Source organism: Bacteroidales bacterium (genome assembly GCA_031275285.1).
Lineage (GTDB): Bacteria > Bacteroidota > Bacteroidia > Bacteroidales > UBA4181 > JAIRLS01.
Genome location: JAISOY010000183.1, coordinates 1 through 6,567, shown reverse-complemented (window position 1 = coordinate 6,567; position 6,567 = coordinate 1). Strand labels below are relative to the sequence as shown.

The window sequence follows — 6,567 nt, the reverse complement described above, 5'->3', positions numbered from 1 at the left end:
GAAATCAACAGTGTTGAGGAACAAACCATACAATTAGAAGTAAACGGAACTCCCTACAGTGTAATTGTTGATAAGGAAATTAAACAACCGAAAACCCCAAAATTAGTCCGTCCGGTAGCTGTCCCATCGACAGACCAGGGGGCGGCGGTCAAAGCAACATCAAAAACAGGCACTATCAAATCTCCGCTTCCGGGGACTATACTAGAAATATTTGTAAAAGTAGGTGATAAAGTCAGTATAGGTGACAAGGTTTTGATGCTTGAAGCCATGAAGATGGAAAATAATATAGAATCCGACAAAGCAGGTACTATCAGTGAAATAAAGATCAGTAAAGGTAGCGCTGTTATGGAAGGAGATGTGTTAATCGTTATAGGAGAATAAAATTATGGTAACATTAGAGGCATCTTCGGGTTTTCTCGACTTTGTAAAGAATCAAATGTTTCAGTTTTTCGAGTATACCGCATTCGCGAATTTTACCTGGGGACATTTGGTCATGATATGCATAGGCTTGATTTTTATTGCCCTTGCTATCGCTAAAGAATACGAGCCTTTACTATTAATTCCCATCGGATTCGGAATGATCATAGGAAATATTCCTTTTTATCCGGGGCTTTCGATAGGAATCTACGAGTCGGGCAGTGTATTGAATATCCTGTATCATGGGGTACAAAATGGTTGGTATCCACCTTTGATATTTTTGGGAATCGGGGCAATGACGGACTTTTCGGCATTGATTTCCAACCCAAAGCTTATGCTGATCGGTGCTGCGGCACAATTCGGTATTTTCGGGGCATATGCAATTGCTTTGCTCATGGGCTTTACGCCAGCAGAAGCAGGAGCTATAGGTATTATCGGTGGTGCTGATGGGCCTACGGCTATTTTTACTGCATCAAAACTGGCTCCGGACTTACTAGGTGCCATAGCTGTTTCGGCTTATTCATATATGGCGCTTGTCCCGGTAATACAACCTCCGATTATGCGGTTGTTTACCACACCTAAAGAACGTCTGATAAGAATGAAACCACCGCGTCAGGTATCTAAAACGGAAAAAATTATATTCCCGTTGATTGGTATTACCCTGACTTGTTTTATCGTTCCTACTGGATTACCATTGTTAGGCATGTTATTTTTTGGCAACCTACTGAAAGAGAGCGGTGTGACCAAACGTTTGGCAACAACGGCCAGTGGACCGATGATTGATATTGTGACCATTTTGATTGGTCTTACTGTAGGAGCTTCCACCCAGGCAACAGCTTTCCTGACTCCAAAATCAATAGGTATTTTTGCCTTAGGTGCAGCATCTTTTGTTATTGCTACTTCTGCAGGCGTCCTTTTTGTGAAATTTATTAATCTGTTTCTGAAAGAAGGGAATAAGATCAATCCGTTGATCGGCAACTCAGGAGTTTCTGCTGTTCCGGATAGTGCGCGGGTGTCTCAGGTTATCGGACAGGAATATGATAAAACTAACCACCTATTGATGCATGCCATGGGACCGAATGTGGCAGGGGTGATCGGTAGCGCCGGTGCAGCAGGTATTTTGTTAAGCTTTTTATATTAACAAACCCCTTTTAGTAAGAAAAAACATGGGCAACTGGAATTGTCCATGTTTTTTTATAAATATAGGCTACAAGAACCAAAATCTTTTTTCATTCATGATTTTTTCAGAAATACACCAATATAAAATCTTTGCAATGTTCCGGGCATCATCTACCCCTCTATGATATGTCCCTTCCAAGGGTAATCCTAATATTTGTAACGCTTCGTGCATTAAAGGCCTTTTTCGTAATTTTTTCTTTCTTTTGAATAGTTCCCGTACATCGATATGGTTCTGTGACAAAGGAAAATCTATGTTTTGTTCTTTGCATTGATCTCCCAATGCTTCAAAATCATGATTCCCATAACTGGCCCAGATGTATTGATGTGTTTTATATTCAGATTTTAATCGGGCACACGCCTTTTTAAAAAGTATCCCCCTCTTATCCAATAAATATTGTGTAATAGTCGTAATACGCGTACAATAAGGACTAACTTCGGATTTTTCCGGTTTTATCAGAATTGCCTTATTCCGGGTAATAGTACCCCTCCGGGGATCCAACAGGCAAACTCCGATCTCAATGATCTCACTTTCACTATTATAAAATTTTGCCATCTTTTCTTCCCAACAAGTTTCTCCCAGTGCAACAACAATTATTTTATTGGTAGCATCCATCTCTTATCTTAATGATTGAAAAAGCCACAAAGATAATCCGTATAAAAGCATTTTTCCTGAAAGTATCCTACATTATATATAAAAAATAGTACGTTTCGTCAATAAAATGCAATCAAATTTTTTAATTTAAAATACGAATATGTTTGTTTATGTTGAAAAATTACATACATTCGCAAGAAAATCCGGATTATCAAATCAAATATAGTACTGATATGCCATATAGAAGACTCCCTAATACCGATGTCGCTAGGCTAAAAGCATTAAATCAGGCATTTTTAAAAGGAAAAGAACTGCCCCCATTCAAATTGGCATTTTCCCAGAGTACCTTTAACCGCGTACAGGGTTTTCTTTCCCATTTCGAGTCGACTGTGCGGTTGTATAAAAATACATACGCCAGTACTGTTGCTAAAAATAAAGAATACCCATCGAGTTATAAAAAAGTAAAGCTATATATCTCTCATTTTATACAGGTAATGAATATGGCCATTGCCCGTGGGGAATTACCCAATAGTATCCGTTCATTTTATGGTATTAAGGAACATGATAACAAAGTCCCGGAAATGAATACCGAAGCAGAACTGATCAAATGGGGAGAACAAGTGATTTCAGGAGAGATGGAACGGGTAAGAAAAGGTATGAGCCCTATCACCAATCCTACTATTGCTGTTGTTAAAGTCAGGTATGAGCAATTTCTGGATGCTTACAGGGCAAAAAAAATCAATCAAAAAAACAATGTACGGATATTGAATGATGTTGCCGAACAACGTACCCAGGCTGATGAGATCATCTTATGTATATGGAATGAAGTTGAAAAGCATTTTTCTGATCTTCCCGACGATCAAATGAGAGAAAAATGTAAAGAATACGGTGTTAATTATGTTTATCGCAAAAATGAACAGGAAAAGCACTCATAGTGCTCCAATATTCATTGACACGAAAAAAGGCTTGGCTGCATAATAAATAAGCGACCAAACCTCGTTCCATAACCAAACCTCATTGATTACTATTATGACGGAAAAAAAAGAAAACGTTGCGTTTATATTTAAAAAATATTTCCGATCATCATAAAATAATCAACTAACTTTTTCTTCCTTTCCAATACACTGGTGATAAAATCCCCATAAATACTGTAGATACGATATAAAATGGATAGATCAATTGCGTAGGAATAAATATCCGGATTAATTTTTTTCTTTTCCAAAACCGGGACAATGAATACAAAAAGGGCAGATCTGCCAGTATTTTTATCAGCCACATTATGAGAGCAAACCACAAGTATGATGTACGGAACAACCCGATAAAAAAACAACACAGGATGGAAAAATTAACCAAAAATACGATGAGAGCAACAATGATAACATCCGGATCCGTATATTTTACGCTCTTCGATGTCCACCGGTTACGTTGATGTATGAACTCTTTTAAGCCATCAGAGGGAAAAGACATCACTGTTGCATCCAATGATTTCAAATATTTGATTTGCCCGGCATTTTTTTTTATTTCCATCATCATCATCATATCATCCCCCGAAGCTAATGTGTTTTTATAAATATAATCATAATACAGCATCGTTTCCCGCTTAATAGCAAGGTTAGCAGCACTACACATAACCGGATGCGTCCATGATGCACTTCCTGCCGCACTTCCGGTTAAACTCAGATATTCCAGTGCCTGCCATTTACTAAAGAAAGTATTTGTTTCTTTGAAAATGACAGGACCTATGATCATTTCGGGACGGGAATTTTCATAACACGCTGCAATAGCTGATAACCATCGGGGAGATAATCTACAATCGGCATCAGTAGTTACAATAAGTTCTCCATCAGCATGAGACAATGCATAATACAAAGCGGCCTTTTTCCCTCCCATACCTTCCGGAAGATGTAATAGGGTTATGTTACCCCCTGTAGCGTGTAAATTCTCCACTACAAATACAGATTGATCAAAAGAATGATCATTAACTACCAGTACCTTGAATAAATGTCGTGGATATTCTTGATGGATACAATCCTGAAGTAATCCGCCAATATGCTTTTCTTCATTACGCATAGGTATAATTACAGTAATCTTTACTGATAAATATGACGAATCCACCGGCTTGGACACCGGCAGCCTACGCCATCCGGACCATAGCCATACTAAAAGTATTCCATAGAAAAAAACAATAACCGCAAAAACAATATACAATATCAATTATTTTGAATCCGGTCGTTACTAGGACTTCCGTTCCGGAAGATACCTGGATATTTTAAAGTATAAGTCATCCATATTAATCGGCTTACCAATATAATCGACACAACCAGCATCAATACAGCGATCTTTATCTTCAGACATCGCATTCGCTGTTTGTGCAATAACCGGAAGATCAGCCCTGTTCTTTAAAATTATCCTGGTTGCCTCCAACCCGCTCAATTCGGGTAAATGCATATCCATCAAAACTATATCAATTTCCGGGTGGTCCCTGACTGTTTCAATGGCTTTTTTACCATTATCCACATGAATGACCTTTATTTTCGTATTTCGCAACATAGCTTCCACTACCCTGCTGTTGATCTTATCATCTTCAACCATTAATAAGGTATAACCTTCCCAGTCATAATATACAGGGCTTTCCTTTTCTGGCTGTAAGGTACTTTCAATGAAAGAAGTAGTATAATAAGGAACAGTGAAAAAGAAGGTAGAACCTTTACCCAGGTCTGACTCAACCCATATCTCTCCATCAAGCAAATCTATTAATCCTTTTGAAATGGCCAATCCCAGGCCTGATCCGCTAAATTTACGGGCTAAAGTACTATCAACCTGTATGAATCTTTCAAATATCTTCTCAGCTTTATCTTTAGGGATACCTATACCGGAATCCTTGACATAAAAAAGTATCTTGTCTTTTTTTAACTCATAACCAAACTCAACAGTACCATCCTGAGTGAATTTTATGGCGTTCCCTATCAGATTGATTAAAATCTGTTGAAGCCTCTCAGGATCTGACAATAAAGTAAGGTTTTCAACCGGCTTGTTGCATTTCAATTCTATCCTTTGTTTTCCCTCATTTTTCTGGACATAAAGCGGGTTAGCAAGAAAAACAGAAAACAACTGATCCATTAAATCATTTATTTTAAAAGGCTTATATTTTATTTTCATTTGCTTGGCCTCGATCTTTGAAACATCCATGATGTCCTCAATTAAAGAAAGCAATGAATTTCCACTCTCAACAATCATTTTCACATAATCGTCATGGGTGGTTTTATCAATGTCGGTTTTTAACAGCAATTGTGCCAGTCCCAGTATTCCATTAAGAGGAGTACGTACTTCATGCGACATATTTGCCAAAAATGCGGATTTTAACCGGTCAGATTCTTCGGCGGCTAGTTTGGCTCTCATTAATTCTGTTTCAACTTGTTTCCGATGAAGAGCTATTCCCGCCTGATAAATAAATGTTTCGACCAGCTGTGTTTCTACAGTCTCGTCATCTGTTTTGGTTGCCAACAAAAGACCTCCGTATAGCTTTCCCCTACGTGACATCCCCATTGCAAAATAATCATGTAAGTGAAGTATTTTCTGGATTTCTTCCAACGGTTCTTTCGGCCAGTTTTCATCCACAGCATCTTCCAACCCATTCAATCTCATCAGTATCTTTTTTGATAAATACTTATTTTTGAATTTCCGTGGCAATTCGATCAAAAAGTCTTCAGGGGGCTTACCTAAAGCTGTAATGACTCGTTGTGTTTGGGAATGTATGCCGGATATATAACGAATGTTGGAAATATTGTTACCCTGATCATATGAAAAGACAATCACGACAGATTTCGGTACAATTTTCGAAATACTTTTACCGATAAAAATAAATATGTCATCCTCATCAGAAAACGTAAGGAACTTCAATGCAGAATTGGACAAAAAGAGCATATTCTCCTGATAGCTTAAAGCTTTACGTTCTGCATGCTTTTCCTTGGTAATATCAAACATGACAACACTTAAGCCTACCACTTCACCATCAGAGTACATCCGGGTAGCATGGATAGTTACAGGAAATTTATATCCACTCTTAGTGATTGCAGTATACTCCGATTCCAATATAACTTCACCGGCTATAGTCTTTTTGAAAAAATCTTTACATCGTTCCCGGTCTTTCCTGATGATAAGATCATGAAGGCATAAGTTATTTGTATATAGGTCTGATCCATATTCGAAAACCTCTATGGTCCTTAAGCTGGCAAATGTTAATCTGCCGGTAGTATCAGTTTCAATAATGATCTCCGGAAGAAGAGAGGTCAAAATTTTATATTTCTCTTCCGCTGCTTTAGCAGTGATCTCCATTTTTTTCTGGGCTTCTTCCTTCTCATGCATATCGGTAATATCGC

6 protein-coding genes are annotated in these 6,567 nt (G+C 38.0%); 3 read left to right on the top strand and 3 right to left on the bottom strand.

Annotated features, from left to right (window positions below):
• The first annotated feature begins 3 nt into the window (after positions 1–3).
• Both LBQ60_18085 and LBQ60_18080 read left to right on the top strand, forming a co-directional pair.
• Positions 4–381, top strand: a complete 378-nt coding sequence (locus tag LBQ60_18085; GenBank protein ID MDR2039836.1) for a biotin/lipoyl-binding protein — start codon at positions 4–6, stop codon at positions 379–381.
• Positions 382–436: 55 nt separating this feature from the next.
• Positions 437–1,558 carry a sodium ion-translocating decarboxylase subunit beta gene (locus LBQ60_18080; GenBank protein ID MDR2039835.1) on the top strand — a complete coding sequence of 374 codons (1,122 nt, stop codon included), beginning with the start codon at positions 437–439 and terminating at the stop codon, positions 1,556–1,558.
• Between the two features lie 66 nt (positions 1,559–1,624).
• On the opposite strand, the gene LBQ60_18075 is transcribed toward LBQ60_18080, so the two are convergent.
• A complete protein-coding gene (locus tag LBQ60_18075) occupies positions 1,625–2,209 on the bottom strand; it encodes an exonuclease domain-containing protein (GenBank protein ID MDR2039834.1) in 585 nt (194 codons plus the stop codon).
• 212 nt (positions 2,210–2,421) lie between these two features.
• Here LBQ60_18075 and LBQ60_18070 point away from each other — a divergent pair, with 212 nt between their 5' ends.
• Entirely contained in the window at positions 2,422–3,123 is a 702-nt protein-coding gene (locus LBQ60_18070) for a hypothetical protein (protein MDR2039833.1), read from the top strand.
• A gap of 163 nt (positions 3,124–3,286) precedes the next feature.
• Here the strand turns inward: LBQ60_18070 and LBQ60_18065 are convergent, their stop codons facing one another.
• Together LBQ60_18065 and LBQ60_18060 are read right to left on the bottom strand one after the other, a co-directional pair.
• A complete protein-coding gene (locus LBQ60_18065) occupies positions 3,287–4,396 on the bottom strand; it encodes a glycosyltransferase (GenBank protein MDR2039832.1) in 1,110 nt (369 codons plus the stop codon).
• 27 nt (positions 4,397–4,423) lie between these two features.
• Positions 4,424–6,567: response regulator (locus tag LBQ60_18060; protein MDR2039831.1), on the bottom strand; the 2,144-nt coding region annotated here is incomplete at its 5' end.

Coding starts and splice junctions, on each gene's coding strand:
- LBQ60_18080 (MDR2039835.1), top strand. CDS start 437: ATGTTTCAGTTTTTCGAGTATACCGCATTCGCGAATTTTACCTGGGGA.
- LBQ60_18075 (MDR2039834.1), bottom strand. CDS start 2,209: ATGGATGCTACCAATAAAATAATTGTTGTTGCACTGGGAGAAACTTGT.
- LBQ60_18070 (MDR2039833.1), top strand. CDS start 2,422: ATGCCATATAGAAGACTCCCTAATACCGATGTCGCTAGGCTAAAAGCA.